The organism is Nostoc sp. C057 (genome assembly GCF_013393925.1).
Classification (GTDB): domain Bacteria; phylum Cyanobacteriota; class Cyanobacteriia; order Cyanobacteriales; family Nostocaceae; genus Nostoc; species Nostoc muscorum_A.
On the sequence record NZ_CP040281.1, the window covers coordinates 579,558 to 605,124 of the forward strand.

The following is a 25,567-nucleotide window of genomic DNA, read 5'->3' on the forward strand; positions in this document are numbered from 1 at the left end:
CAGGGCGTAGGATGTCACTTATGCTGCTGACAGAGATATGTTCAACTTAACCAGATTTACGTTTGATAATTATCAATCGCATTTGGTCATAAGTAATTTCCTATCGCTCTGGTGCTTGTTTGGCGGTGAAGTTTCGCCAAAAGTATAAAAGTAAAGGGCTTTTCAAGCCTATAACAATCGTTACTATTTTGTTGTATGAATGGACACAATTTTTGCTAGCTTTCAAATTTCTTCAAGCCTGACATAACACCAACTCGCAATGCTCTTTAAAAATAAAGTGCCAAATTAACCTTCAGCACTTTCAGCACGGATGGGAATTACAATTCCTTCGCGCAGTAGTGCATCTGTAAAAATCTTCCGAAGAACGCGTTGAATCTGAAGATGTTTTCCTGGCTTCACCTTCGTTAATGTCCGCAGCAACAAGTTAGATTCTCCAAGGCTTTCCACTCCATCTATCTGTGTACCTTCGAGTACATCTGGATCGTTTGTTTTTAACTGTTGTCCTACCTCCTCAATCACTTTGTACACATGAGCTAAGTTGGAATTATAGGGCACACCAACTTCCACTACTGCAAAGATATACTGTTTAGAATAATTGGTAATTGAGCCAATATCTCCATTGCGAATAATCTGCAATTGACCATTGGGATGTCTAATACGAGTGGTTCTGAGTTCAATTGCCTCAACAACACCTTCAACAGCCCTCTCTTCGACTTTCCCAGCCTCGATATAATCACCCACTAAGTAGTAGTTTTCAAACAGAATAAAGAAGCCGCAGACTATATCGTTTATCAGTGTCTGTGCCCCTAAACCTACAGCTATACCGACAATACCAGCACCTGCAAGTATAGGAGTTGGGTCAATGTCAAGAGTATAGAGAATAGAGATAATAGCAGCAAAGTATACAAAATATTGTAAGAAACTACGAAAAAGAGGAACGAGTGTCAAGCGTCTACTTCTTTGAATATCAGTTAGATTCCGGTCTTTAAACAGCACCTCTTCAACAAGTAGGTAAACGACTTCAAACAACACACGACTAATGAAGATGATGCCGATGATCTTGATGATTCGCGGGCCAAAAGCTGCAATATTGGCGATTAACTGTACCTGTTGAATCACTAATGTTGCCATGCAGACATAAATTACAAACTCCAAACACCGCTTTAAAAAGGGTATCAGGTGTCGGAGGCGATCGTAGAATCTTAAGAGGTTATCAGGGTTGGAGTATCTGACGCTGAGAGCATCGAGAAAATCAACTACCGCCGCGACTGCTTTGAGAATCAGCAACCCGACGGCAATAATTAAATAGATTCGCAGTGCAATGTACAAATATTCCGAAACCGTTGCTGGCAATTTGAGAAACTGGGCACACAGAATGACAGCCCACAGCCAGATTCCACCGCTAATTCTGTGATAGAGGGCGTTAAAGAAAGCATCAATACTTTCATCATCGGCAGTATTTTTTTCTAAGTTTTTGGCGCGAGTGCTAGCTACCTTCAGCCAATATTTCAGAAATTTCAGTGCGATCGCAGCTAATATGAAAGTGCCAATGCTCTGAGCTATGCCAATTCCTAGAGTTATCCAAAATCCTGATGGAATACGCTCAAGCATTGCTATGGTGTATTGTTGAAGGTTTTCGCCACGATAAACTAGATAACCATTAGCACCCACAATCAAAATACATGACACCAAGCAAGCAAGTAACAATAACCCTGTGATGTTCCGACGCAAGGTTTTGATACTCCTATCTTCGCTCTTTAATTTTGTAAATAGCTTGAATAACTTGTTTACAAACCAGTTCAGTAATAAAAAAACAAAGATTACAAGGCTGACTTCAGCTAAAATGATTAATATATTCATGCGCGCTCGTAAAACTTAAATAATTTAAGTGTTTTATTATCAAAACCTATTGAGAGATACCTTGATATCTCTATAAGATAGATGATAATTATTTCATATAATCATCTGTTGTCAAGCTATTAACATTTAAATCACTTTATATTTAAGTGATGATTTCCAAAAAGCCTTTAAGGAAGATATTTGTGTAATTCCGGCTTTAAGGGTTACATAAATCACCTTTAAACTGAAAATACTTAAGTGTATGTTCATTGATAAGCGATCAAATTCCAGGACTTATACCAATTTTAAAAAAGAATCCAAAAAGAAAGATTTTCGGGTAGGGACAATTGAATTACCCCTACCGCATATAGTTTTGCGTAAGTTCTAAATTCATATTAGTTATTAGTGAACACTGGTTTAAGCTGCTTAAGCGTAGCCTGTAGCAAGCTGTTAATTAACCGGATTGAAGAAGAATTCAGAAGTCAGAATTCAGGAGTCAGAATAAATCAGTCGGGGATTCAGACCCGCGACTGATTAAAGACCACCAAACCTACGATTTGGTGGGGGTGTTAAACCCGGCTATTCATCCGCCACTCGCACAGAATTCATTCTGAATTCTGACTCCTGACTCCTGAATTCTGTTCGATAAACTACATATACCAAAATACATAAAGCAGAAACTGAGGACTGGGAAATAATATTTTTTACTCAGTAATCTCAAGTCAAATGGGTGGAAATAAACCAAGCTATATTAAAAAATATAAATTGACTACCCCTTTAGATATAGTAGTTATTACAGCAGAGGAAATGAAACTGGTACTAAAGGAAAGATTTAGGCTCAATATCCTGACAGTTTATCTGTACCACACAATTTCTTCCTTGTGCTTTTGCCTGGTAGAGTCCCTGGTCAGCAGCAGCAATTAAGGTTGCGGGAGATAATTGGCTATGAGGAGTGATGGTTGCCACACCAAGACTTAGAGTGATGAATTCGCTAACCTGGGAATGGGGATGAGGCATTTTTAATGCACTAATATTGGTCTGAATATCTCTTGCAACTGCAATGGCCCCTTCAATATCAGTATTCGGTAAAATAACTGCAAACTCTTCTCCACCATAACGAGCAACTAAATCAGCAGGGCGTTTAACTGTCTGAGAGATTACCTTGGCAACCTGTCTGAGGGCATCATCTCCTGCCAGATGTCCATGTGTATCGTTGTAAAGCTTAAAGTAATCGACATCGCACAAAATCAAAGATAGCGAACCTTGCTCTCGTGCCAACCGTTGCCACTGTGTGTTGAATGTGTCATCAAAGCAGCGTCGATTTCCCACTTGGGTCAGACCATCCGAACAGGCAAGGCGCTGTAATTCCTGGTTTGCTTGTTGTAATTGGTGGTAAAGTTCTGATTGCTGAATAGCGATCGCAGCTTGTCCCGCTAACTGGTTAAACAAGTTAATCTCCGATTGCTGCCATTGTCTGGCATTACGGCATTGATGAGCAATCAATAGTCCCCACAAACGCTCTTTCTGCAAGATAGGCACGACAAGGTTTGCCCGGATTTGCAAACTTCGCAGGAGGTCAAGATGACACGGCGATAATCCAGCAGTTTCAACGTCTTCGATTGCTCTGGTGTTACCTTGTTGAAAGTAAATTGCACGGGTAGATTTAAAACATGTGTCCATAACGTGAAATCCCAGAATGGACATACACTCTTCTGCTAAGGATTCTACAGCTACTAACCCACTCCAGTCTGACTCAAACTGGTAAATTATTACTCGGTCTACCTCAAACAGTTGCCGCACTTCGGCTGCTGTGGTTTGCAAAATCTCGTCTAACTCTAACGATTGTCGAATGCGCTGCGTCACAGCCGCAACAATTCGCTCGGACTCATTTTGGTGTTGGACATGCCGCTCAACCAGCTTAGAATCTGTCGATGCTACATTTAACGTGATTGGATCAAAGTGAGGGGTTGTAGTGACAGGCACTGCACTAGGTTTAGCAATTAAATAGCCTTGAGCAAGATTTGCACCTCGTTCTCGCAGCCAGTTCAGTTCCTCAATACACTCAATTCCTTCAGCAACGGTCTGGATGTTTAACTTTTGAGTAATCTCTAAAAGCTTCTCGGTAATCGAAGCTTTGTAAAGGTCTTGATGTACATCTCGAATTAACTCCATATCCAGCTTGATAAAGTCTGGACGTAACTGATGCAGCAAGTTTAGGCTGGAATAGCCAGAACCAAGGTCATCAAGAGCTACTAAAAATCCAGCATCCCGGTAGTATTTAAGCACTGCCTTGAGATGGGTTAAATCTTGAGGATTATCTGATTCTACAACTTCAAAGACAACGCGATCGTGGGAAATTTCGGCAGTATCAATTGCCTCAACTGAACTACTGAGGCAAAAAGCTGGATCGTAAAGTGATGTTGGCGCAAAATTGATGAAGATATGCCCACTCACTTTATACCGACTGAATTCAGTGATTGCGCTGAGGCGAGCAATTTGGTCGAGTTGTGGTATTAGTCCGGCTTCGGTTGCTAACTCCATAATTGGTGTCGGTAGCATTAAATTGCCTTCTTCATCCAGCCCCCGCAAGAGCGATTCATATCCAAAAATCTGCGATGTATCGTTAATTGAGACAATTGGTTGAAAGTAACTGGTAAATCGTTCCGTTGCCAACATTTCAACTAGCCAGTCGGATTGGTTCAACTTAATGAAGCGTTGTAATGAGGCTATGTCACTAAAATCATGGAGTTGAGGTTGGATATTACCTTGAGTGAAAAGGACTTGCGTCTCTTTTAATTCTCTAGGTGCAAGTAGTTTGGCCAGGTTACGGGCAATTTCTATAGACTGTCCGGGTTTACACTTCAAACTCAAACCTGGTCGCTCGTGCATCAGTTCATACTCAAGTCTAAGCTGCTGTAGGTAGGAGGTGACTTTTTTGAGGGTATGTGTAACGGGAAACCAGAGAAAGAGCCTGCCTGCCTCCTTAGTCTGGCAGCGTGCAACATTGCGACAAGCACAGGTTTTGGAGATAGAACATATCTGGCTCATAGCTAACTACTTTGTTCAATCAAATTTATTTTATTATTCCCACTATTTTTACAATAAAAGATAAACTATGCTTCAAATATATGAAGATTTGATGAGTTCGGTAATTTGAAGAATTTGGTGTATCAAATAACAGAGCAGCACATCTATAGCTTTGTATTAAAGGTTTAAGTAATAGTCGATCAATTTTCTAGAATAAAGCAAATTAATAAGAGTTAGATAAAAAATTTAAGCCATGAAATAAAAAGAAAAATTAGCTAGGTAAGGAATAATTTTTTGCTAGACTAATTTAGCTTGACCTTATCCATATCGTTAACTGATGCGCTTGGTGTTAGTTTTTACATCACTCAAGTAGGCTGACAGATAAGATAGTTAAGTAATTAATTTCAAAAATAAGAGTAGATACGTTGCAATGAAACATCTCTACTCGCCAAGATAGTGGAGAATTGCGATCGCTGGAGATTTTGTATTATTTTTTAACCACAGATTCACATAGATAATTCATCGGTATCAATCTGTGGTTTCATTTTCATAAAATTGACTTTTGCACAAAGTTTACTGTTTCATTCAGCAGATGAAACACTTGGTATTGCAGAACGAATTGCACTAATAAAGTTTTGAGCATAATTCTGCGTTGAAAAATCTAAAGCGCGTTGTCTGGCAGCTATTCCTGCACTGCGGGCAAATTCTTGTTCGTCAAGATAGCGGAGAATTGCGATCGCTAATTTATCCGCATCGCCGTAAGGTGTTAATAGTCCATTCATCCCATCGGTAATAATCTCTGTCGGGCCGCCTGCATCGCCAGCAATCACAGGTTTACCCAGCGCCATCGCTTCAATAATCACAATTCCGAAGGGTTCTTTATCCGAAGCATGAACGAATACATCCATTGCCTGCACCCACTCCGGGATATTACGCTGTAGTCCAGCCATAATTACTTGCTTTTTCAAGCCCAAGTTTGTGATTTCTGCTTTTAAAAAGTCCTCATAGTCTGGTTCCAAATCGTGCTTGCCGCCAACTACCACACAATGAGCATCAGGATACTTCTCTAAAATTTTGGGCATCGCTTGCACTAATACGTGCATTCCCTTCCATCGTTGCAATCGTCCCACAATTCCAATCAGTGGGCCGTGTAAAGGTAAGCCTAGTTTTCGGCGTGCTTCTTCTGGAGTTGGCAAAGCATCAGGCTCAAATCGGTCTAGCGCGACACCGGGATAAACCAAGGGTGTTGGCCTGTGGGGCCAAATCTCTGCTTGTGCTTGCTTACCATCTTGAGAGAGAGTGATAATTGCGCGGGCTGGGATTAAAGTAGCGAGTCGCACCAACCAAGTTTTATCGCTAGGTACTTCTAGCTGATACCATACAGCAGGCAAACCAGCCAGCATTGCCGCCAAGCCTCCAGATATATGCGTAATCCACATCCAATTGACAATTATATCTGCACGTTCGCGGCGTGCGATCGCAGCTATCTGAAAAACAGCACCAATAAAACGGTGGATTTGGCGTAAACGTCCACTTTCTACAACTCGCGCATCAATACCAAGGGACTTTACTTGTTCTACCATCGGGCCGTGTTCTAAAAATATCACTAGCCACTCAACACCAGCATTACGTCCCTGCTGTACCAAATCCCAAAGCATCATTTCACCGCCGCCTCGTTGTTCGGCTAGTGGCATTACAATAATTGCTTTCATAATTTAATCAGTCCTATTTAAGTTGTCAGATTTTGTTGTTTAACTCAATTCATATTTATCGAACAGAATTCAGGAGTCAGGAGTCAGAATTCAGAATAAATTCTTAGCACAGCGTCTCGTAGAGAGGAACGAGTGTCGTGTCTTGATTCTGACTCCCAGGGCGAACGCACGGGATTTCTGAAACCCTTGCTGGGCAAGGATCTTGATGAAAAAATAGGCTAAATTAAAAAACGCCAAAACCCTTGCTATTAAAGGATTCTTATACTTTAGATGCGTTTGCCCTGTTCTGACTCCTGAATTCTGACTTCTGAATTCTTCTTCAAGAATTCTTGGGATTGCTATAGTATTTATGTCCTGCCATAGCCATAGCTAAAAATCCCCAAAGAATCATCCCTGCTACACTTAACATTCCACTACCAATAATTAGCTGTGTAGCAGAACTGATACCAATGGCGCGGGCAGCACTAATAAAACTATCAAAACGGCCTTCACCATAACTGCTAACACTAATAATTAACAAGATTAATCCACCCATATAAAAAATGGCTCCAAACCAACCAAGGGTGAAAAACATATCTAAAATGCCACTATCAATCACCACTACTTCAATTTGACCAGTTTTTTCGTTGACTTTCCAAATATTTCCTAAGCCGTTACCTAAACCATTAGAAAGTGCTAGACCAAGGTTTTTGTCATAACTTCCCGATCTATCTTTAAAACTTGTATCATCTTGAAGATTAGAAAAAGTTTCCAAACGGGCTGATATAACTCCAGCAATTGGCTCAATAGTTGTCAATGGCACAACACAAATTGCCATCACCGCAATTATAACGATCAAGCGCATTTGAATTCGCGCCTTGACTGAACCCACAATCATAATTATTCCAAATAACCAGCCTCCCCAATTAGTCCGCGCTTGTGTTAGTAAAAACGATAAGTAGCCAACAGCTGAAGCAGGAAAAATTAAATTTCCCGAACTGGTAAATAACAACAGTAAACCAGCTTGCATGACGGAACCAAAAGGGCCGACTGAGTGCAATGTACTCCAGACACGCATCCCGAAAGGTACAGGGTTCCCAGAACTCATAAATAGTTTTGATTGGATGAGCCAATACCTATCCCACTCAGGAGCTACTACAAATTGATATATGCCATAAGTTCCTAAAATTAGCACACACCAAAGAAATGTTCGCTGAATATTCTGGCGATAGCTAGGATAATCTCGCCAGTTTATAAATAAGTGAAAAGCGAAGATAATCGGACTGAGCCAATCCAGCAGTCCGCGTGCTACAGGGATTGGTGGATTATAAATCAGACCGATGAGAAAGCCATAAAAGACTCCGATAAAAGCCATAACAAACGGCAAACCCCCTTGACGTGAGGCACGGGGAAAATGTCGCAAGAATGTTGCTATAGTTACAAACACTACTAAGTATGGTGCTATGAGCATCTGCCGGGTAGCGTCCCAGCCCACCCGATAGTCAACTAAGCGAGTAGCTAAGGGCGTGAGAAACCATATCCACCAGGTAAAGCTGATGTAGAGAATGGGATGCCGCAAGTATAAAAACACGGCTACAGCTAAAGCTGTCACCGGATAAATTAGGCGCAATGCAGCAGTAGCACCAGCAAAATAGCAAACTACAATCAGTAGTATAAAGCCTGCGATCGCCATCCACCCCTGTTGCGATCGCTCTTCTGGAGAATAATTTTCTTCTAAAAAACTATTGAAAAGTATCTGTCTAGAATTCATTCAATTTTAGATTTTAGATTTACCAATGCTAACTAGTACAATATCTAAGCTAATTTTTAAGGTTTGTAGTAAGCACTTTAGTGCTTAAATAAGGACTAAAGTCCTTACTACGAACTTTTTATCCATAACTTTTAGCTTTACAGACTACTAGAGCTAAAAAGAAATTAAATTCATTACGAATTACGAATTACGAATTACGAATTGTTTATATCCCTGCCAACGCCCCCGCCAAGATGCCAGCAACTTTTTCCCCGCCAATTGCCCTTGGCTAGGTAAAAATCTCAACCATTGTACGAAACCCAAACTATCGCACGTACCTACAAATACTGCCCAGAATAAAAATACAATCCGGCGGATAAATGGCAAATGCTCTAGTAAAACTAGGGTTTCATTATGGACTAAATTAATAAAGGCAACCTCGTTAAAATTATTTCGCTGATCTTCATCAAAACGTTGTGCAGGATAGTGATCTACAGCAACATTAGGATCATAAATTATCTTCCAACCAGCCCGCTTTAATGCCAGAGTAAATGCCATTTCAAAATGTACTTGCGCTCCAGTACCACGCATCCGCTCATCAAACTGCAATTGTCCGATGGCCTCTTTACGAAAACTCATGTTTACGCCTTTGAGAATATCGACTTCGCGGGGTTCTCCCACTCCCAGATGATGGTTGCCAATCACTCGTCCAAACCACTGCAACTGTCCCACTACTGGGCGAGATTCGTCTTCTAATTTGCTGCCGTGGTATACCCAATCACGCCCTCCCAAACCGCCAAGGCGACTATCTGAGGTAAAGTAAGCGGCGATGCGCTCTAACCAATCTGGGTGTGGTGCAGCATCATCATCAGTAATGGAGACAATATCGCCCTCCACTGCTGCTAATCCGGCATTGAGGGCTGCTACTACACCTGGTTGTGTCACTTTGACAGTATACAGTGGCAGATTGGGCGCGTTTAATTGCGCCAAAAATTGCCAAGTTTCTGCATCCGTATCGCGGACAACCACTATCACCTGATCGACGGGTTTAATTTGCTCCTGTAGCGCCAAAAGGCAGCGTGATAGGTCTTGTGGACGGCGATAAGTTGGTATCAGAACGGTGTTCCGCATTGCTTAACTCCTCGAATAAATCCACATAAGTTTGTGCCATAGTAGTCCAGCTATGTTTTTCTGCCACAGAACGAGCAGCTTTGCCCATTTGCTGTATGAGGGCGGGACTACTCACCAAAGTCAGCAATGCCACAGCCAAAGCATCAATATCATCTGAGTCGGATAAAACGATGCCACATTCTGGTGTGACTAACTCTCCGCCCCCGGTGGCTGTGGCAGTAATTACTGGCAGTCCTGAAGAAAGTGCTTCTAACAATACGAGACTGCAAGCTTCGTATCGGGAAGGAAAAACAAATAAATCTACGCCTTGCATAATTTGAGGGATATCACGGCGAAATCCCACAAAATGCACGCGCTTACTTAACCCCAAAGAGGCTGCTAACTGAGGGAAAGGGCTATTTTGAGTATGTCCAACTACCACCAAATGTAAATCAGGAACTTTCACCAAGGCGTGCAGTACAGTGTCTAAGTTCTTTCTGGGTGTGCGGATGTCTCCGGCGAACAATGCTAGGGTGACATTTTCCAGTAAACCTAACTTTTGGCGTAGGCGTAGCCCGCCGCAGGCATCGCTTTCACCAGGGGCAAACTCTTCTAAGTCAACGCCATTGATAATTACGCGAATGCGAGAACGCGGTACACCAATGTTGACTAATTCGTGTGCTACTTTTTCTGATACTGCTACGACAACCTGCGCCTTTTGGAAAGCCAGTTTTTCCCAACGTGCATTAAAAGCCGTAAATAGCCATTGGTAAAAACCATATAAATCACGGCGATTGCGGGAAATATGAACAGGCGATCGCAACCATGAACTGTGGACAAAATGTACAGCATTCACATCAGCCGCAGACAGATTAATTGCACCATTGACTTTAACTAAATCAATCTCAGAGCGATTTTTCCGCAACCAATTTGCACTTTTTCTGGCAAATATGAGATTACGCAAAAATTCTGTTGGATAGTCTTTGACTGGAATGGGAATCCAATTAACTTGACTATTCTCCTCTAGTTCTGGTGCGACTTCACTAGCTAATAATGTCAGTTGATGACCACGACGAATTGCTTCATTAGCAACCTCATAGTTTACCCGTCCCTGTCCATCACCTTTCTTAATTTTATGAGTAACAATACAAAGTTTCATCCAATACCTTCTTTAGTAATATAAGCTCACATAGAACCGCAGCCAAAGAACTTAAAATAATCTTCTTTTCTTACCTTCGCGCTCTTTGCGCCCTTTGCGGTTCGTTAAAAGCAGGATTTACGTAAACAATAGCCAAAAAGATAAATTTTCAGATAAGGGCAATTCATTAATTGCCCCTACAAGACTCTACTATTTCGACAACTCTATTAATTTATTTGCCAAAAATTGCGGAGTAAAACTAAGACTTAGTGCGACTAATGTTCGCGCATTAAACTTTTGTTTAGTCAGCGCCTGCCAAAAATAAGGACGTGCTACCGCTATCTCTTTACTTCGCAGCAAACCAATTCCCAAAGTTGTATTAGCCTCTAACCATTTCTGTTGAAAATATGTCCTAAATTGCTGTAACCGAGCGTCTTCCATAAAGACTTGATAACAGAACATTTCGCTTTTAGCTTTACGGATTTTTGCCTGGACATCTCGACTACCACTGAGCATAGTATCAGTTTGCTCATGGGCGCGATATCGCGTCAGTCTTTCTGGATAGTAGTAAGCGCCATAACCCGATATACAACACAGGTAAGTTAAATATAAATCCCACATCCCACCAACTTCTGGAGGAATACTATCCCAATCGACAAGATTATTGCGAATTACACAAGATGCAGCAGTAGGGATACTTTTATCTACCAATCCAACTTTGTAGAAAGGTTGATAAATTCCTTCTTTCAGTTTATCTCGCTTATAACCGCGTGTATTTTTTTCAGTCCCAGCATTATCAATTATGCCATTTGCATCTATGATATATTGGTCACAAAAAGCGAGAATTAATTCAGGATTTGCTTCTAGGATTGGTACAAGCTTTGCTAGAAAGTCTTCATTCCACATATCATCATCATGAAGACTAGCAACATATTTACCTCGTGCCATATTGAAGCCATGCTGCTGATTAGCAAGCATACCTACATTTTGTTGATGTCGCCAAAATCTGATGCGTGAATCACCAAAAGATGCCACAAGTGCTTGAGGATTTTCTGGACTGCAATTATCTGAAACAATAATTTCGATATTTTGATAAGTCTGTTTAATAGCACTAGCGATCGCTTGCTTGAGATAGTCTGGTCGGTTATAGGTAGGGATAATAACGCTGACTAAAGGCTGTTGGCATTCTTGAGATAATGACATATTTTTTTCCTTTATATTTAATAGATAGATAAAAGATGCACCTTTGGAGCAAATTAAGCTTATTTCACTTGAGAAATACTATATAATTTTTTCGTTCTCGAAGTGAAGTCAGCTATTGTTTTTTCATAAATTGTTTGCAGATTATTTACATGAGCAGCCATTGTAAATTCTTTCATCAATAAAGCATGACCTTGTTCGCCCATCTGCCGGCTTTTTTGATAATCTTCATCCAAATAATGAATAGCATCAACTAGCTTTTTGATATCATTACCTGGAACAAGAATACCTGTTTCTCCATCTCGTAAATGCTCTGGAATTCCTCCCACTGCACTACCAATTACAGGACGATAATTAGAGTATGCTTCCAGTGTTACAAGACCGGCAGGTTCAGGCCAGACACTAGGAAAGATGACTGCAAAACACTGTTGATAAAGTTGATTTATTTTGTCAGCATCGCACCAACCATGCCAAGTGATCCGATTACTTAATCCGAGTGTGTTTGCTAACTTTTCTAACCGGGGCCGTTCCCAACCTTCACCTGCAATATCAAGTTGAATTTGCGGATTTGTATGTATTAAGGTTTTAAGTAGCCATTCCAGACCTTTATCAGAAACAATGCGGCCAACAAATAAAATTCTATGATTTTGGTGAACTTCTAAGCTTAGGGGAGCGGTCTTTATTTGCGGTACAGAGATACCACAGTGTAGCGTTACAGTTTGCTCAGAAGGTACGCCGTTTTTAATCAACTCTTGACGCACGTATTCGCTATTAGCGACAAAAGTAATTTTTACCTTTTTTAAGGTATCTAATAACTGATGAGTAATTTGAAGTTCTTTAAGAGTTCTTAACGGTCTACGGCTACCACATTTATCTACTAACTTACCCCAAGTACAACCTAAGTAAGAAAAGTTGCGATCGCAGATTGTCCGTTGCCCTGCTAAATACTTTGTGCCACTAGGACAGTACAATGAGTGATTATGAACACTAAAGACAGTGGGACATTCGCCTGTAAGCTGCAATAGTAAATCTGGGCTGTGGATGTGCAGTAGCTTGAATTGGCTTTGGTCAACACCCTTGAGGGATTTTATCACGCGATCGCTAACTTCGGGTGGTCGATGTTCAAACAGAGAAGCTAAATAAGTTTCAACACCTCCGCCCTCACCTACATCAAAATTGGAGCATTGATAAATCAGGTCTTCTTCAAAAATCCCTCTATGCAAGTGTTTATTATCTTGTTTGGCTTCATTGATTGAGTTAAGCATTAATCACCATCTGTCTTTACGTTACTATTAATTAGATTCCTCATATCAATAGAGGCTTATCTTCATCAACTTATATGCCAACATTAAACCAAAGCTTGTGTCTAACATCACTCACATAATGTCTGAGAGCAATGTTTTTACTTGCAGATTTATCTGGATAAATAAACTGATCTTCTACATTGAGAACATATTTATTTGAGCATAGAGGTTTACCATGATTGTGGTGCATGGTCAAATGTACAATTGTTTGCTCAGTAAAATAACTAGGAACTTCTTGAAGATTTGCTAAACGTTCGATAGCAAAACTCCAGTCAAATTCATGCCTAAATAATATAAATCCACCATTTACAGGATTCAATTTTTCAGACTCATCATAAATAATTCGCTCGTCAAGTGACATCGAACAATCAGGTAGATAAAGAGAGTATTTTTCGTCCGACTTACTCAAATCAATTAAGTCAATCCCGCCAGGAAAAAATAAAATATCCGAATCAGTGTAAATCGTAGTACCATTAACAGGAATCGACATCAATGCCGACAACTTTCTGCCCATTGGATGCAGTTGGGCATAATCAAGAACACATTGAGGTAAATCTGTTCTCAGGAAGTTTTGTAAAAGTATTACCTGAACGCAGGGATGGATACGGCGGAGCAAATTACAACTAGAATCAGTATAACTACCATCGGAAACTACAGTAAATGTCTCTGGAATGCCGACATGACGAATGAATGAGCGAATACTTGCCACTTGTTCTGGTAGATCGCGTTCGCATGATAAGGCATAGATACTTACCGGAACTTGCCGAGTTTGCTTTATCGGGATGTTTACAATCTGAGAAATGGCTGCTTTATATAGAGAACGATTAAATTTACCCTGAATTTTAGCAGTGTGGTAGCCTATATTTACCATTTATTTTTCCTTGTTAAAATTATCAATAACTGAGTAGAGAAATGAATTCGTAATTTATATTTTGTAAATTACGAATTACAGGGCGTAGCCCATTACGAATTACGAATTATAGTATTGCATCTGGTGATATTCCCACAGCTTGCCTTGGCGTGCGAGTAATTCTTGATACTTGCCCTGTTCTACTATCCGTCCTGCTTCTAGTACTACGACTTTATCTGCTTTCGCAATAGTAGAAAGACGGTGAGCGATCGCAATTACTGTTCTACCCACAGATAGCTTTTCTAATGAATCTTGAATTAAGCGCTCGGATACAGAATCTAGGGCGCTAGTTGCTTCATCCAAAATCAAAATTTCTGGGTTCCGTAGTAGCGCCCGTGCGATCGCAATTCGCTGTCTTTGTCCTCCAGATAATCTAACACCCCGATCTCCCAATTGGGTATTAAAACCTTCGGGCATTTCTAAAATAAATTCCAGCGCATTCGCTAATTTAGCAGCTTCTTGAATTTGCTCATTAGTGGCTTGTGGAGTTCCATAAGCAATGTTTTGCCAAACATCAGTATTGAAGATAAATGTATCCTGACTGACAACAGCTATTTGACGACGTAGAGAGTTAATTTCAAACAGTCTTATATCAACTTCGTCGAGATAAACATTTCCCTCTGTTGCATTATAAAAGCGAGGGATTAAATCAGCCAGAGTTGTTTTACCAGCACCAGAGGCTCCAACTAGTGCAGTCATTTTCCCCTTCTCAATGGTTAGGGTAATGTTATGTAGCACTATGTTTTGGTCATCGTAACCGAAATCTACAGATACTAAATTTATTGCCCTTTCTAAAGCTTTAAATTCAAGCTTTCCATTCTTAAAATAATATTTATCGTCACTTTTCAACAGATTTTTAATATTGTCTGCTGAACCGTGTAAGGTACTGAGAAATGCCCGCGTGCCATTAATATCTTGAACAAACGGGACAAAGCGAAATAGCACAAAGAAAAATGTTAACAAAGAAGCGACTTGTAGCGTTCCATTACTAACCAGGCTAGTGAATGCCAAAACAATCATTCCCACCAACACCGTAGTAGCTGCTCCTTCGGCAATTGGTTTGACAAGTGTCCATGTGAATACAACTTTAGTTGTAGAACTCACCACCTTATCGCTAGCTTTGTAGTAACGCTGGCGTTCAAATTCTTGAGTACCACAAGAATGAACAGTGCGAATACCATTAATAAATTCTATGGCTGTTGATGTAAAGTTAGCATTAGCAGTTGTCATGCCAAAACTGGATTCTCTAACTCTGGCATTCAGATTAGATAACCCTACACCTAAAAGTGTAAATAGTAATGCTGAAATTACAGTTAGTTGCCATGATATCAAAAACATTGAGATTAAGTAGACAAGAGTTGTTATGCCTCTAGTTACTAAAAAGGCTGCACCACTGAAACCCTGTCTAATTCTTTCTATTTCTGTGGTTATTGTGTTAATTAGTTCACCAGAACGAGTTTTGGCAAAGTAACTTAACGATAAGGATTGTAATTGTTCAAAAATTTGCTTGCGTAAGCGATCGCCAAAATACAGTTGGGATAGTTCAGTATAAACTAGTCCAAAATAATTGAAGGCGACACGTAACCAAGTACTTAATAATATCAGTGAAGATATACGGTAGAGACGGTTAATTGATGATGACTTAGATCCTAAGACCAAAGTATCAAACCATTCTATTCCTGTTTGGACAGGTTGAGCATTTGGACTAGTTAAGCTTTGCAAGAATGAGAGTAAAAAACCAATGCTTACTCCTTCAAAGGTTGCTGCTAAAATTGAGAATGTTAGAGCTAAAATTACTATTTTGCGAAAGTGTTTAAATTCTCGCAATATCAAATAGTTGTCTTGCCAAAACCTGGAAGCTTTGAGCAAACTACGGAATTTTTGAGGGAGTTGAGAATTCATCGATTTTATAATAATAGTTTGGCAAGGTAGAGAGACCGCTATAGATGCAATGTAAGTAATTTTTGTGTTAGCCTCAGTGCGGTAGATGAAATCATCAATTACCGCACAGATGAATTACAGTGTTTGGCTATCTAGATGTAACAGGGGAGATGCCTCTACTTCCCAGGAAGCTTTAATGTCTGGTAGTTTATTTAGGTGTACTGCATCTTCCAAAGTCCAGCAATGAGATCCACCACCAGTCAAACTCATATCACCCCGTAGCACGTTAAATAACTGGGGCAGATTATCGAGATTGTGTTTAACTATCCAATGCCCTAACGGTGTGATATTGTGCGTGCAAAACTTCATCGCTTGAAAGAGTTTACCCCGTTCTCCAACACGCCATTCACGACAAAAAAGCGATCCTGGTGAATAAACCTGCATTAATGCTATCAATCCCAGCATGACTGGACTTACTAATACCAGCAATACTAAAGCAGCAATCCAATCAATTAATCGCTGCAATTGTCTCCAGGGTTGATTAGAAGGTTTATTGCCAGCAGGTATGCTTAGGAATATTGGTTTTTGAGCTTCTTGACACGCATCTGCCCAAAACCTCAGCAAAGCCTCACCCAGCTTTGGATCTATGCTTACCAAACTTACTGGAGAATGTTGTAAGCATTCTACTAGCGATCGCTTACTATTTAATGCAGGCAGATATGGTTGTTTAACTCGTCCAGGCTGCTTCACCAACAACTGACCCCGCCGCCACAGGAGTGTGCAGTACCCACGATTATCTTGGTGTTCCTGGGTTACATCATATAAATTCTCTAGAGTTGGAATTATTGAAGCTGTCATAATGTCTTTGGGTTTATACAGAAGTGAATTACTGAGGCGTTATCAAAGGCTATCAATGCCAAAGACCCAAATCCGAATCTTGTTGTAAGTCCAAAAAGTTGGAGATAATTGAGGGCAAAAATATGTTATTGCTATTTGCCACTCAGTCAAGCACATATTGTCCAGGATTCTGCTGGTGTAGAGGTTTACAAATCAACGTTACTATCAATATTCATGGGCAATCGGTATTTTCCGGTAACTACTGAAAGTAGAAATATGTAGAGGGAAATTACCCATAAATCTATATCTACGTTTAATTGTACTGAGGTGTTTCTTGTGTCGATAGATTTAACAAAACCACTCCACCCTTGTCTTCTAGCCTTTATGAAGGTGCTTTAATCTCTAGAATATAAGACTATCTAGAAATAGCGATCGCTCAAATAAATTCTTTATTTACTCTTTAAAGAGCCAGTAATTTCTCTGAAAACCCATAAAGATCGCATAAATATACTAAAATTTTCCTGATAGCAATAAAATTAATTTTGTTCATAAAAAAGTAGGGTAGCACAGCTGCGCTACCCTACAGTATGTTGCATTTAAACTAATTTAGATTCCCGATTTATATAAAGAAGTCGGGGATCAATCGTAGCCATACTAGCTACTTTTCTACAGCTTGACGGAGAGCCAATTGCTGTTGTTTGATATAAGGTACGTAATTACTGCTAGAGTTTGATACCCCATTAGCTACAACCCCAATCAGGTTTAACTTACTTAGCATTGCTGTAGCTTGAGTAAGCTGGCTTCGAGTCACAATACCAATGCTTGCCACCATGACCACGCTACGACAAGATGAGGCAGTAAGCATGGCATCCACCAAACCAAGAACTGGGGGAGCATCTATGAGTACCAAATCATAGTTTTCCTCAAAAGCTGCCATCAATTGCATCATTCGGGGAGAACTCAACAGATTCGCTGGGTCAGCAGGTTTGGGCCCAGCAGTCAAAATATCGATGTAGGCGGAACCTGCGTATTGAAGACTAATCTGGCTGGGTAGACTTGCATCACTCGCCAATAGAGTTGACAGCCCCTGTTCATTAGGAAGATTCAGTTGGTGGTGCAGGCTAGGATCGCGTAAGTTGGCATCAATTAGTAATACCCTTTTGTGTAAACGAGCAGCACTCATCGCTAAACCTAACGCCAAAGCTGACTTACCCTCATCTGGTAAAGCTGAGGTAATCATCAAAGACTTCAAGTTAGCAACAGTATTTAAAAGTTCAATATTCTTGTAAATCAGATCCAGCGATTCCCAACGTGGTGGAGATTGCAGTACCTGAATTGTCCAAGGGGCGAGAACTTCTGGCTTGCCAAAGGGCAATTTAATCATTGATTCTCTGGGTTTAGCTGGCGGTAACTTGGGGGTTGTTCCCAACAAAGGTAGAGCCATTTGCTTCTCTAACTCAGCAGTGGTATGAACTGCATCATCAGCCGAATCTCGAATAAAGGCAGCAATGCCTCCTAACATCAACCCAACCACAGCACCTAACAGCAAGTTCTGTTGGAGATTGGGGCCTAATTGTGCGCCTTTTTGGGGATCTTCTACCACTTCCCAATTAAATCCACCCTTGGAAAGTTCTTGCCGCAATTGCTGTTCTGCTCTTAAAAGCTGCTCTAACCTTTCACGACTAAATTGCAACTGCGGTAGCATCCGATTGTAATAAGCCAAAAGAGGCGGGAAGCGTTTGATTTCCAAACGTAGCTCGTTTTCTTTCTGAGCTAAACTTTGATCACGAGCAGTTAAGGCAACTATATTAGTCTGCGTTTCCACTAACTGACCAGCAAGGCTAAGATCAATTTGCCCAAGTTGCCCTTTTTCAAGAAGAGAGTCTCCAGAAGTGAATGCACTAGCAGATTTTTCGCCTAAAGTTCTTCCTACTTCTTGTTGCAATAATTCCTTCTGTCCCTGAAGCTGTTCTTTGAGCTTTTGCACACTCGGAGTCTGATCTGTAAAGCGTAAGCGTTCTTGTGCTAGCGCCAATTCGCTTTTTTGGATTTCGTTCAGTAAGCCTTGATAGCGAGTAGACTGACTCAAACGAGAAGCAACTAAAGCATTTTGAGGAGAACGGTTAAGTTGTTCTTCCAAAGATTTTTGGCGTGCTAAGGCTTCGCCATACTGAGCGCGAGTTGTCTGTCTTTCTTGAGCAATATTATTCAAAGCTGTCTCAATGGCTTTGGCCTGTGACTCTGGATCAATTAAGTTCTGATTTCTGCGAAATCTTTGTAAATTAGTCTCAGATGCGTTTACTTCTTCACTGGCTTTACTTAACTGTTCCCTAATAATTTGCAGACCTTTTTGTAACCGCGAAGTCTGCTGTTGTTTGTTATATTCCAGATAAACTTGTCGAATTGCACCCAGAACTTTTTGTGTCTTTTCTGGATCTCCAGCAGTGTATTCAACTTGAAAGATTTTTGTAGCGACATTATCTTCTTTGCTTCTCAATTGAGTTAAGACTAAAGAAGCTTTAATTTCACCTGTACTGATATCTGGATAATCAGACTGAAGTTTATCAACTGCTTTTTGGATAAGTCCAGAACTCTGCATCAAGTTAAGCTGAGTTGCTGTATCTATGACAATATTAGAGTCGGTAAACTGGCTATCTACCCCTGCTCCTTCTTTTTTACCTTGATAGTTAGATTCTACTAGCAGTTGCATTGAACTTTTATAAGTTGGTTTAGTTTTTAAAGTTACGATGCCTGCTATAGCAACAGAACTAATTAATACTGCTAAAAACCAAGGAAATCTTCGCACAAATACGGCAAATAATTGTCCGTAACTTGGCTCAGTTTCAGAAGCTGAATTTATTTGAGGATTTAGGCTAGTTTGAACCACTTTTATTATCCTTGTCTTCAAGAATTACGCTAAGAGATATCCCGAAGAGTACCTATTTTTAACAACCTGCCGAGGACGAGGCAGAAAAAAATAGGTAATCTTATAGTGTCAAGAAATTCCGGAATCAAATGAATATTTGATGCCCGCCACAAGCCTGATTAATAATTTGCTCAACTTTCCCAAAGAAGGCATTTTCTGAAAAGTTTGCTACTGCATGATTACGGATGCGATCGTAATCCCAAGAGATGGCATTGGCTTCTTGTAATGCAATTTGTAGAGAGTCAGGTGTTTGTCTTTTGAAAAAGACTCCTGTTTCACCTGGTATTTGAGTATCTAATACTCCACCTGCTCCATAAGCGATGACTGGTGTGCCGCTAGCATTAGCCTCTACTGGAACTAACCCGTAATCTTCTAATGCTGCGACAATAATAGACTTGGCTTTGGAAAACAAGTCTTTGCGGGTTCTATCACTTACGTGTCCCAAGAACACAATATTTTTTAATGCTTTAGATTTTAACCTTTCTAGTTCTGGCCCGTCACCTGATATTAATAATTGCCATCCTAGCCAGTTAAAAGCTTCGACTATTATATCAAGGCGTTTATAACTAATCATCCGGGCTGAAGCCAGATAATATTCATCTTTTATATCTGAAAAAACAAATTTACTAGTATCAATTGGATAGTTTACCATCATTGCCTTTTTGCCATAAATACTTTCAATACGGCGGGCAACAACACTAGAATTAGCTATGTAAAGGTCAGGCTCCTGTGCATATTTCAGGTCTACCTTTCTCATGATTTGAAATACTTGTTCGATTAAAGGTGCAAAATACCTATAGTCTCCGTACTCCCTTAAATAGGTTGCCGTATCCCATAAAAAACGGGTGACGTTATGGCAAAAGCAAATGTGGCGGGCGTTGGGATTTTTTCGTACTGCTTTGGCGAAGCTGGTGCTACTGCTAATAATTAGATCGTAGTCTTGCAGATCCAAGGCGCGAAAGGCAGGAAAGTATAGAGGAGCCATTGACCTGAAATACTTTGCTGCACCAGGGATTTTTTGTAAGAAGGTTGTGTTAACGATGCGATCGCCTAGATCAATAGTTTTTTGAGGATCGTACAGAGATGTGAAAATGTCTGCTTCAGGATAACGCTTACAAAGCAGTTCAAATACACGCTCTGCCCCACCTCGCTGGGTTAAATAATCGTGGACTAGAGCAATTTTCATCAATTTAACCTAAAGTTTCGATCGGGTTGGTTTCAAGGCTCCCCAGCAAGTTATTATCAACAACTTTAGTGTCCCGCAGTATAGCTTCCTATCCTCTCTCTTTACGAAATCCTGGCGACAAATATGTTGGTAGGGGCTTCGGAGATCCCCCAACCCCCCTTAAAAAGGGGGGCTTTTTGTAATTTTTACCCCCTTTTTAAGGGGGTCGCCGCAGGCGGGGGGATCTTATCCGAAACGTATTAGGGGCGTACAGCTGTACACCCCTACAGCCAATTCATTTGTCGCAAATATTTTTGGAATCGATATTACCCAACTGCTACCAAGATTTTTTCTGAGGCGAAATAATTGTTTTGCTCAGTTCTTAGTTGGTCGCAGAGTCTGCCTTCAGGTAATTCTACATCCTCATAAGTGAGAACTTGATCCTTATTAATATCCCGTTTCAGGCGACATCCTTCAGCTAAACCAATTGGTAGGAGATTTTGCTGTTGGACGATGGGGGAATTCTCACATTGTCCGTAGGTCATGTAGTAACCGATGCCATCCAGGGTTTCTCCAGCTTTCAGGTCGATTTTGGCGGTGGTGACAACATCTACTAAGGGGCCTGCGAGTGGAGACATGACGGCATCACCGAAGAGGACAGCACGCGCTACAGACAAAGGAACTTCAAAATGACAGAGGTGATAAGGAGTATAGAAGCTGTAAAGTGGGCCTTCGCCTAATTTGTATAAGTTGAGATAGTGGCGTTGCTTGGGGTCGTCGTGAGTGGCAAATACATATACGCCTGGGCCTGGTTTTGCTCCAACTACATAATCGACAATACCACCCAGTTCTTTGAGTTGTTCAACATCATATAAATGGGTCATTTCCTCGACATAACCGTTGAAGTCATATCCCAGCATTCCCCGCTTGGCGACTTTCATCCCTGTGGCATTGGCAACGATCGCTTGCTCAAAGGAAATTTTGGTTCCGTCAGCGAAGCTAGCCACCATGTGGGGCTTTTGACCCCAACGTTTAGCAAATCCTTCCTGGGTGGTGGGATTGCGATAGGGGTCTTGGAGTCCTTTAATGTTACCGCACAATAAGGGAGTTAAACCAATGCTTTTGACAAAGCGGTAGAGGTTCATTTGCACCCCTGGCTGATCGCCATCACAGGCGCTGAGAATCACACCTGCTTTGTCGGCATACACTTTCAAGATGGGGCCAATAGTGCCGTCGAGTTCGGCATTCATCATGATCACATGTTTGCGGTGAGCGATCGCTTCCATTACGATGTGAGCGCCAAATTCCACTGCACCTGTGACTTCGATTATGGCCTCGATGCCCTCAGCCCGACACAGTAACTTAGCGTCTTCTGTGACTGCATACTTACCGTTTGCGATCGCATCTTCTAATTCGCTGACAGTTGCAACAACTTGAATATCTTCAATTCCTGCTTCCGAATAAGCTTGTTTGGCTGCATCAATCTGACGATTGGAGATAGCAACTAACTCCATCCCTGGCACTGAATTGACAATTTGGTTGGCAATTCCTCGACCCATAAAACCAGCACCGATCATTCCCACTTTGATAGGATTTCCGGCTGCTGCACGGGCTTGTAAGGCGCGATCGATAATAATCATGAACTAAACTCCTTTTTGGAACTGTTGGTTGTGATACAAATTCTCTATAAACTTGCACTTAATGATTTTTTATAGCTAAATATTAAGTACATTTTCATGGGAATTAAAATTAGTGATTGCTAGTAACAGGTTGTTTGCTAGATGATGTGGAAGCAGTATGTTTTTTCTGGCTGTGATTTTCGATAATTTGCTCTACAACATTTCTGTAAACTTGAGCAAATTTTTCTTTGGTATGATTTGCTCTGGCATATTCCCAAGCCTGACGAGACATCATCTGTAGGTTTTCAACAGGCAAATTGGAAATACTTCTAACTTTTTCCTTAATTTCTTCAAGGGAAAGGTTATCAAAAATCACACCAAAATCATGAACATCAACACCAGATTCGTAGCTTAAAATGGGAATTAGCCCAGCTTGTAAGCAACTAATTACCGCTCCTGACTGTCCTTCAGAAACAGAAGGATAAACCAGCCCTAAACAGTTATTTGTAACCTCTATAAAGTCAGGGCTGCTAACATCAATCCACCCATAAGTGTGAATGTTAGGTGTTTCGTACAGTTCTTTATAGAAAGCTTGTTCAAATTCTTTGTCACTACTTACCGGGCCACAAACTGTTAAATGGTATTCCGGCATTTGGGCAAAGGCATCTAAAACTAAATCTAATCCTTTCAGGACTAAAGCACTGCCACCAAACCACAGAAAACGTTTTCTTACCGCTTCAAAATCTTTCTTGTCAGGATAGGGATAAACAACAGGCGAAGAAATTGGGATACGATACATCGGTTTGTTGGCATACTTGAATGTATCAGTTGTGAAATCGTTACCCAACACAATGGCGCAATCGGCATATTCAATTCCCAAGTTAGGAACCTCAAATCGCTGTGGTTTTAAAGTTACACCTTTGCGCTGTTGTACTTCTAAAAGCCTGTTGCATTCAGCTGCATTGCGAAACACCATATTTGCAATGTCAACGTGGAAAATTTTGATGCAATCTTTATTGAGTTTTGGTGCAAGTGCTTCCATCCGATGACGGATATCAATGAAAAATGCGTAGTGCTTTTGCGGAACGAATTTATCATTGTGGAACTGGATAACATCAACGTTATAGCCCAAGTCTAAAAAAGTTTGGGCTATTTGCCAAACTTCCCAGTACCAAGTGTGGTCATTAGGCATTGGCTGACCATGTTTTAAGAGGAATGGCTCAATCCGATAAGAAAGAAGCACATTCCCCTTAGAAGGTTGTTTTGGCTTTAGAGAAACAACCTGTAAGGTCTTAGCGTAATTAATCCGAGCTTGAACTTTTTTGGAAACAAAAGAGATAGTATTTTCGACACGAGATAGAATTTTTGACATTTATTTCTACCTAATTTCATTAACGTAATATCTCAAAATTTAATTAGTAATTGATAGTTTTATCTACATCAATTCTAATTTCTTTCTTTATTTTGCGCTCTTTGCGTCCTTCTCTAACGAGACGCTGCGCGTAGCTTGCTTCTCCGTAGGAGTATGCGGTTCGTTAAAAATAATACCCCTAAATTTATCTAGAAGTACCGCCAACAGTCATCATTCTCAACAAAGGCCAACTCAAATCTTTCTCAGAGATTTCAGTCACATCTAGAGGCCAATCAATGGCAAAGAATGGGTCATCATAGCGTAAACCTCTTTCATACCCTGGCGTGTAAAATTCACCCACTTGATATACAACTTCAGTTTCATCCGTCAGTGCTTGATAGCCGTGAGCAAACATTTCTGGAACATACAAAGCTCGGCGGTTTTCTGGTGTTAGTTCCACCCCAATGTGTGATAAAAAGCTAGGAGATTCAGGACGCATATCAATAATTACGTCATAGATAGCGCCTTTAGTACAGCGAATTAACTTTGTTTCTGCTGCTGGCAGAATTTGATAATGCATTCCCCGGATAGTGCCTTTTTTGTAGTTAAAAGACAAGTTACATTGGGCAACTGTTGGCTTTAATCCGTGGGCTTCAAATTCTTGAGCGCAGAAAGATCGAGCAAAAAAACCTCGGTGGTCTGGCTTTTCTTCTAAGTCAATAATGAATGCGTCTTTGAGTGCAGTTTCGGTAAAAATCATGTAATTCCTTTAAAATGAATGTTGAGTAAGAAAATACTTGCTAATTGCTTAGTATTTGTGTCAAAAATAAACGAACCGCAGAGGCACAGAGGACACAGAGATATGAGAGTTTAAGAGATAGTCGAGCAATGCCCTTTCCTTCTCTTCCTCTGTGTTCTCTGCGTCTCTGTGGTTAATTCGAAACTTTAATTGCATCAGATGCAGAACGTAACTCTACTCTGGGATAAGTATCATCCCAGTATTGGGTACAGAGGTCTGGCCGTTCAGGAGGATTGGCGGTGTAACAAAAGAATAGTGTTGAGCGGTCTTCTGTACGAACTGTGCCGTGATGTAAGGCATTTTTCGTATCTACAATAATGACTGTACCTGCTGGCCCTGGGCAGGATTTCCAAGCTGATTTGGGGATGACTGGTTTTACTTGTTCATCATCGATACCCATATAGCCTGACTTCCAAAGTTTGTAGTAAAGTCGAAAATAATTCCAACTAAATAAGGAAGTTAGAGAGCGAGGGATGTATTGAAAAGGCCCAGTTTTTTCTTCTACATCATTCAAGTAAATAATGATTTTGATAATGCGCCGGTCTTCGGCATCACTATGCCATAGTAGTGTCCCAAACTGATATTTGCTCTTAAAATCTTTGCGTAAATGTACACCATGAAAAGCAATTGGAAGACCGATATAATTTTCGATGATGTTGAGTAGCCTTTTCTCTACTCCCCAGGCATAAAATTCTGGTAAACCTGTAACTGTATAAATTTGTGGCAACCTTTCATCTAGATGCTCATTGCTGGGATTTTCCATCTGAAACAATTGATGGTTAGCAGCTTTGAGCAGTTCGGAGCTAGAGTCGAACCCTAAATCTGCCAAGTTTGTGATGCAAACACCATCTTTTTTGAGAGTCTTAAGGATGTTGCGATCGCTTCCTGCTAATGCTGGCAGATTTTTGCTATGCTTCCAACAAGCTAGGTAATATTCAAAGTCAGATGAAAGTGTAGCTATTTTGTGTTTAATCGCGTTGAACATGGCACAAATCCTTCTTTTATTGATATATAGTTGTT

At 40.6% G+C, this 25,567-nt stretch carries 17 protein-coding genes; all 17 read right to left on the bottom strand.

The genetic code is table 11. The annotated features are described in order from the left end of the window. Nucleotides 1-285 precede the first annotated feature (285 nt). The 17 genes from FD724_RS02360 to FD724_RS02440 all read right to left on the bottom strand — a co-directional run bounded on the left by FD724_RS02360 (nt 286) and on the right by FD724_RS02440 (nt 25,532). Entirely contained in the window at nt 286-1,860 is a 1,575-nt protein-coding gene (locus tag FD724_RS02360; RefSeq protein ID WP_179071456.1) for a mechanosensitive ion channel family protein, read from the bottom strand. 798 nt (nt 1,861-2,658) lie between these two features. Beyond that, entirely contained in the window at nt 2,659-4,887 is a 2,229-nt protein-coding gene (locus tag FD724_RS02365; protein ID WP_179071457.1) for an EAL domain-containing protein, read from the bottom strand. Between the two features lie 560 nt (nt 4,888-5,447). Further along, nucleotides 5,448-6,578 (bottom strand): glycosyltransferase family 4 protein, encoded by a 1,131-nt coding sequence (locus FD724_RS02370; RefSeq protein ID WP_179071458.1) that lies wholly within the window; start codon nt 6,576-6,578, stop codon nt 5,448-5,450. Nucleotides 6,579-6,897: 319 nt separating this feature from the next. Then, a complete protein-coding gene (locus FD724_RS02375; RefSeq protein WP_179071459.1) occupies nt 6,898-8,328 on the bottom strand; it encodes an O-antigen ligase domain-containing protein in 1,431 nt (476 codons plus the stop codon). A 180-nt stretch (nt 8,329-8,508) separates the two neighbouring features. After that, nucleotides 8,509-9,438, bottom strand: a complete 930-nt coding sequence (locus FD724_RS02380) for a glycosyltransferase family 2 protein (RefSeq protein WP_179071460.1) — start codon at nt 9,436-9,438, stop codon at nt 8,509-8,511. Next, nucleotides 9,356-10,576, bottom strand: a complete 1,221-nt coding sequence (locus FD724_RS02385) for a glycosyltransferase family 4 protein (RefSeq protein ID WP_179071461.1) — start codon at nt 10,574-10,576, stop codon at nt 9,356-9,358. Before FD724_RS02385 ends, FD724_RS02380 begins: the two co-directional genes overlap by 83 nt. Nucleotides 10,577-10,765: 189 nt before the next feature. Next, nucleotides 10,766-11,758: a glycosyltransferase family 2 protein gene (locus FD724_RS02390; protein WP_179071462.1), complete on the bottom strand. Its 993-nt coding sequence runs from the start codon at nt 11,756-11,758 to the stop codon at nt 10,766-10,768. Between the two features lie 59 nt (nt 11,759-11,817). Continuing rightward, nucleotides 11,818-13,020, bottom strand: a complete 1,203-nt coding sequence (locus tag FD724_RS02395) for a glycosyltransferase family 4 protein (protein ID WP_179071463.1) — start codon at nt 13,018-13,020, stop codon at nt 11,818-11,820. 70 nt (nt 13,021-13,090) lie between these two features. Beyond that, on the bottom strand, nt 13,091-13,930 hold the full coding sequence (locus FD724_RS02400; protein ID WP_179071464.1) for a hypothetical protein: 840 nt from the start codon (nt 13,928-13,930) through the stop codon (nt 13,091-13,093). A 99-nt stretch (nt 13,931-14,029) separates the two neighbouring features. Next, nucleotides 14,030-15,871: a heterocyst formation ABC transporter subunit HepA gene (gene hepA, locus FD724_RS02405; protein WP_179071465.1), complete on the bottom strand. Its 1,842-nt coding sequence runs from the start codon at nt 15,869-15,871 to the stop codon at nt 14,030-14,032. Between the two features lie 114 nt (nt 15,872-15,985). Further along, a complete protein-coding gene (gene hepC / locus FD724_RS02410; protein WP_179071466.1) occupies nt 15,986-16,708 on the bottom strand; it encodes a heterocyst development glycosyltransferase HepC in 723 nt (240 codons plus the stop codon). A 637-nt stretch (nt 16,709-17,345) separates the two neighbouring features. After that, nucleotides 17,346-19,574, bottom strand: coding sequence for a polysaccharide biosynthesis tyrosine autokinase (locus FD724_RS02415; protein ID WP_179071467.1), 2,229 nt, complete (start codon nt 19,572-19,574; stop codon nt 17,346-17,348). 124 nt (nt 19,575-19,698) lie between these two features. Then, complete coding sequence (locus FD724_RS02420) at nt 19,699-20,799, bottom strand: glycosyltransferase (protein ID WP_179071468.1); 1,101 nt, start codon at nt 20,797-20,799, stop codon at nt 19,699-19,701. 305 nt (nt 20,800-21,104) lie between these two features. After that, nucleotides 21,105-22,418, bottom strand: coding sequence for an NAD(P)H-dependent oxidoreductase (locus FD724_RS02425; RefSeq protein WP_179071469.1), 1,314 nt, complete (start codon nt 22,416-22,418; stop codon nt 21,105-21,107). Nucleotides 22,419-22,527: 109 nt separating this feature from the next. Further along, on the bottom strand, nt 22,528-23,769 hold the full coding sequence (locus FD724_RS02430) for a glycosyltransferase (protein WP_179071470.1): 1,242 nt from the start codon (nt 23,767-23,769) through the stop codon (nt 22,528-22,530). Between the two features lie 184 nt (nt 23,770-23,953). Next, nucleotides 23,954-24,508: a dTDP-4-dehydrorhamnose 3,5-epimerase gene (gene rfbC, locus FD724_RS02435; RefSeq protein ID WP_179071471.1), complete on the bottom strand. Its 555-nt coding sequence runs from the start codon at nt 24,506-24,508 to the stop codon at nt 23,954-23,956. 172 nt (nt 24,509-24,680) lie between these two features. After that, the gene (locus FD724_RS02440) at nt 24,681-25,532 is read right to left on the bottom strand and encodes a phytanoyl-CoA dioxygenase (protein ID WP_179071472.1); all 852 of its coding nucleotides are present in this window, start codon (nt 25,530-25,532) and stop codon (nt 24,681-24,683) included. Nucleotides 25,533-25,567: the final 35 nt, after the last annotated feature.

Coding starts and splice junctions, on each gene's coding strand:
- FD724_RS02360 (WP_179071456.1), bottom strand. CDS start 1,860: ATGAATATATTAATCATTTTAGCTGAAGTCAGCCTTGTAATCTTTGTT.
- FD724_RS02365 (WP_179071457.1), bottom strand. CDS start 4,887: ATGAGCCAGATATGTTCTATCTCCAAAACCTGTGCTTGTCGCAATGTT.
- FD724_RS02370 (WP_179071458.1), bottom strand. CDS start 6,578: ATGAAAGCAATTATTGTAATGCCACTAGCCGAACAACGAGGCGGCGGT.
- FD724_RS02375 (WP_179071459.1), bottom strand. CDS start 8,328: ATGAATTCTAGACAGATACTTTTCAATAGTTTTTTAGAAGAAAATTAT.
- FD724_RS02380 (WP_179071460.1), bottom strand. CDS start 9,438: ATGCGGAACACCGTTCTGATACCAACTTATCGCCGTCCACAAGACCTA.
- FD724_RS02385 (WP_179071461.1), bottom strand. CDS start 10,576: ATGAAACTTTGTATTGTTACTCATAAAATTAAGAAAGGTGATGGACAG.
- FD724_RS02390 (WP_179071462.1), bottom strand. CDS start 11,758: ATGTCATTATCTCAAGAATGCCAACAGCCTTTAGTCAGCGTTATTATC.
- FD724_RS02395 (WP_179071463.1), bottom strand. CDS start 13,020: ATGCTTAACTCAATCAATGAAGCCAAACAAGATAATAAACACTTGCAT.
- FD724_RS02400 (WP_179071464.1), bottom strand. CDS start 13,930: ATGGTAAATATAGGCTACCACACTGCTAAAATTCAGGGTAAATTTAAT.
- hepA (WP_179071465.1), bottom strand. CDS start 15,871: ATGAATTCTCAACTCCCTCAAAAATTCCGTAGTTTGCTCAAAGCTTCC.
- hepC (WP_179071466.1), bottom strand. CDS start 16,708: ATGACAGCTTCAATAATTCCAACTCTAGAGAATTTATATGATGTAACC.
- FD724_RS02420 (WP_179071468.1), bottom strand. CDS start 20,799: ATGAAAATTGCTCTAGTCCACGATTATTTAACCCAGCGAGGTGGGGCA.
- FD724_RS02425 (WP_179071469.1), bottom strand. CDS start 22,418: ATGATTATTATCGATCGCGCCTTACAAGCCCGTGCAGCAGCCGGAAAT.
- FD724_RS02430 (WP_179071470.1), bottom strand. CDS start 23,769: ATGTCAAAAATTCTATCTCGTGTCGAAAATACTATCTCTTTTGTTTCC.
- rfbC (WP_179071471.1), bottom strand. CDS start 24,508: ATGATTTTTACCGAAACTGCACTCAAAGACGCATTCATTATTGACTTA.
- FD724_RS02440 (WP_179071472.1), bottom strand. CDS start 25,532: ATGTTCAACGCGATTAAACACAAAATAGCTACACTTTCATCTGACTTT.